Raw genomic sequence first — 2898 nt, forward strand, 5'->3', positions numbered from 1 at the left:
AGCTTGGACTGCTGAATAGTCCGAATGCGATTATATTACCTGGAATTTTCGCAGCTTTCGGTGTGTTTATGCTCAGGCAGTTTATGCTGGATATTCCATATGCCTACATAGAAGCGGCCAAGATGGATGGAGCCGGTCATTTGCGAATTTTCTATAAGATTATTATTCCGATGATCAAACCGGGTCTGGCTTCACTTGTAATCCTCCTGTTCGTCGATTATTGGAACATGGTGGAGCAGCCGCTTATTTTTCTGGACGATCCGTTCAAGCAGCCGCTATCGGTTTATTTATCCAGGATTAATGGTGAGCCGGGGATAGCTTTCGCTGCATCCATGCTCTACATGGCTCCGATGGTGCTGCTGTTTCTGTATGCGGAAACGTATTTCATTGAAGGTATTCAATTGTCCGGCATCAAGGGGTGATTTTTGTGAAGCTGATGTTTACGAGTAAACTTTCCAACGGAAAGTTCTTAGGAGGAAAGACGGGATATGGAGTTAGAAAAAGAACTGGGTGATCGCAGGCGCAAACGAACCATTCAAGTTGTGTTCATTTTTTTTATAGGATTGTTAATCTTTTTTACGTTGTTTAGCAATACACTGCAGTCGCTGACCTTGCCGAAAGTGAGCACGGAAAAGCCGGCAAACGGAAGTCTTTTATTTACTATCGAAGGCAGTGGCATGCTGCAACCGTTCGCCGAAGAGAGATTATCGAACCCTGCGGGCTGGAAGGTCCAGAAGATTCTCGTAAAAGAAGGAGATCTTGTGAAGAAGGGGCAACAGCTAATCACCTATGACAGTAAATCTGCCAAACGAGAATTGGAAGATGAAATAACCAATTTGGAAAAGCAGAAAATCGAGCTGCACAATATTCAAGATCAGTACATCCAGTCGGTTATGGGAGGGGACGAACTCAAGATTCGGAGTGCAAGACGCGATATCGAAACGCGTAAGCTGGATCTAGGCACGCAGGAACGTAAAATTAACGAGCTGAGTGATCGTCTGGCAAGCCAACAGGAAATCACCGCTCCTTACGATGGCATTATAACGAAATTGAATGCTGTGGAAGGGTTAACATCAGCGGGAGAACAGGATGTGCTTATCTCGAACAGCAGCCTAGGTTATCGATTGGAAATTATTGCTGATTCCAAGCTATTGTCCAGTTTAGGGATATCGATCGGTGAGTTGATAGAGATCGAGGTACATAATGTTCAAGAACAAAAGACCCGCATGGTCGACGGTACGATTGATGAACTGGCAAATGCAGTACCGCGAACCGAGAACTCGGCTGGTGATGAGACGGGGAAGACCATCATGATCCCTCAGAAGGCCCTTCGCTTAAAGGTTGTTGATTCCGAACTGAGAGGGGGTGAGCAAGCAGGGATCAAACTCCAGAAACGTTCACGCCAAGAGGGATTGGTCATTTCCAATGAGGCTATTCATCAAGACCGTGACGGTATATTCGTTTATAAAATTGAAGAACAGAGAGGAGCATTAGGTAATATCTATGTTGTCCGTAAAGTCCGAATCCAGTACAGGGAAACGAATGGCAAAGAAACGATGATTCAAGCGGATAGCCTCTATGAGGATGACCTGATTATTCTGGAAAGCAGTGAGCCCTTACAAGACGGAAACCGTGTTCGTCTGCAATAGATATGCATGTAAGTGGAAAAATTATAGGAGGAATTCATTCGATGAAAAAGTGGCTGTGTATAATATTTATTGGTATTTTAATGACGACAACGACTGCATGCAGTTCTGGGGGCAACGGGGAATTGGCAAGTACGGAGAAACCGGTAACAAAAGAGGGAAAAACAGTCGTTACTTTGTCTATGCAGCGACCGAGCGCATTTATTCAGACAGCAGAAAAAAAGTTTGAAGAAAAGTATCCGGACATCGATCTGCAAATTCAGACCACAGATGATTATGAGAAATACCAAACAACGACGAATGCAGCGCTGCTATCAGGGAAAGGCCCGGATATCTTCGAAATAGGCAGCTTGCCTATCGATGATTACGTGAGCAAAAAGCTTCTCCTGAACATGGATGAGCCCATGGAGCAAGACAAAACGCTGAATAAAAGCGATTTGCAAATGAACGTTTTAGATTTAATGAAGCAGAATGGCGGTATGTATGCCATGCCTTTAGGGTTCTCCCTGAGGGCGTTCGTAGGCGATGGGGACCTTCTTAAGAACGCGAATGTCGACGATAAGCATTGGACCTGGAAGGAGTTTGAAGAGGTTTCGAGGAAACTGGGGGGGAAGGACAAGGTACGCCGCTACGCTTTAGCGAATGACCCGCCGGACTACCTCATTCAAGAAATGATGGTGGATAAATACTCAGAGTTCGTTGATCATACAGCGAAAAAGGCAAAGTTCGACTCTCCCTTATTCGTGGAAGTGATGAAACAAATTAAAAAAATGTACGATGATAAAGTCATGGCTTCGGAATCGGCGGATATAGGCAAGCAAATGTTCTATAATACTGTTTTGCGATCGCCGGCAGACTTTATCAATGGTCTGCATCAATTCTTCTCAAATCCGAAGCTGCTGCAAAAACCAGAACAAAAAGGTGGAGCGAGGATTATCCCCGAATCTCGGTTTGCGATTCAAGCCAAATCTCCTGTTAAAGAGGAGGCTTGGAAGTTTATTGCCTTCCTATTATCCGATGATGGGCAATCCCTGCAAGAGAGAGAAGGATTTTCACTGCTTAAATCCGTGAATGAGAAGCAGCTAAATGACATTCAGAATCAAGTTAAAAGTGGAAAGTACAAGCTTGAAGACGGTAAAGCACCCAAGGTGTCGGACGAACAATTTACTCTGTTCAAACAATTCATTCATACAGCAGATAACTTTGCGATTGTAGGCGGTAGAGTGATTTTCATTATAGGAGATGAGTCCAG

The 2898-nt window shown here is 44.3% G+C and carries 3 protein-coding genes; all 3 read left to right on the top strand.

What is annotated here, in order from left to right; translation table 11 throughout:
* A partial coding sequence (locus AC1DWB_RS33145) for a carbohydrate ABC transporter permease (RefSeq protein WP_477545348.1) occupies positions 1-422 on the top strand: 422 nt, incomplete at its 5' end.
* A 66-nt stretch (positions 423-488) separates the two neighbouring features.
* The gene (locus AC1DWB_RS33150) at positions 489-1649 is read left to right on the top strand and encodes an efflux RND transporter periplasmic adaptor subunit (protein WP_477545349.1); all 1161 of its coding nucleotides are present in this window, start codon (positions 489-491) and stop codon (positions 1647-1649) included.
* A gap of 41 nt (positions 1650-1690) precedes the next feature.
* A partial coding sequence (locus AC1DWB_RS33155) for an ABC transporter substrate-binding protein (protein WP_477545350.1) occupies positions 1691-2898 on the top strand: 1208 nt, incomplete at its 3' end.

The organism is Paenibacillus sp. P4_E11 (genome assembly GCF_056401635.1).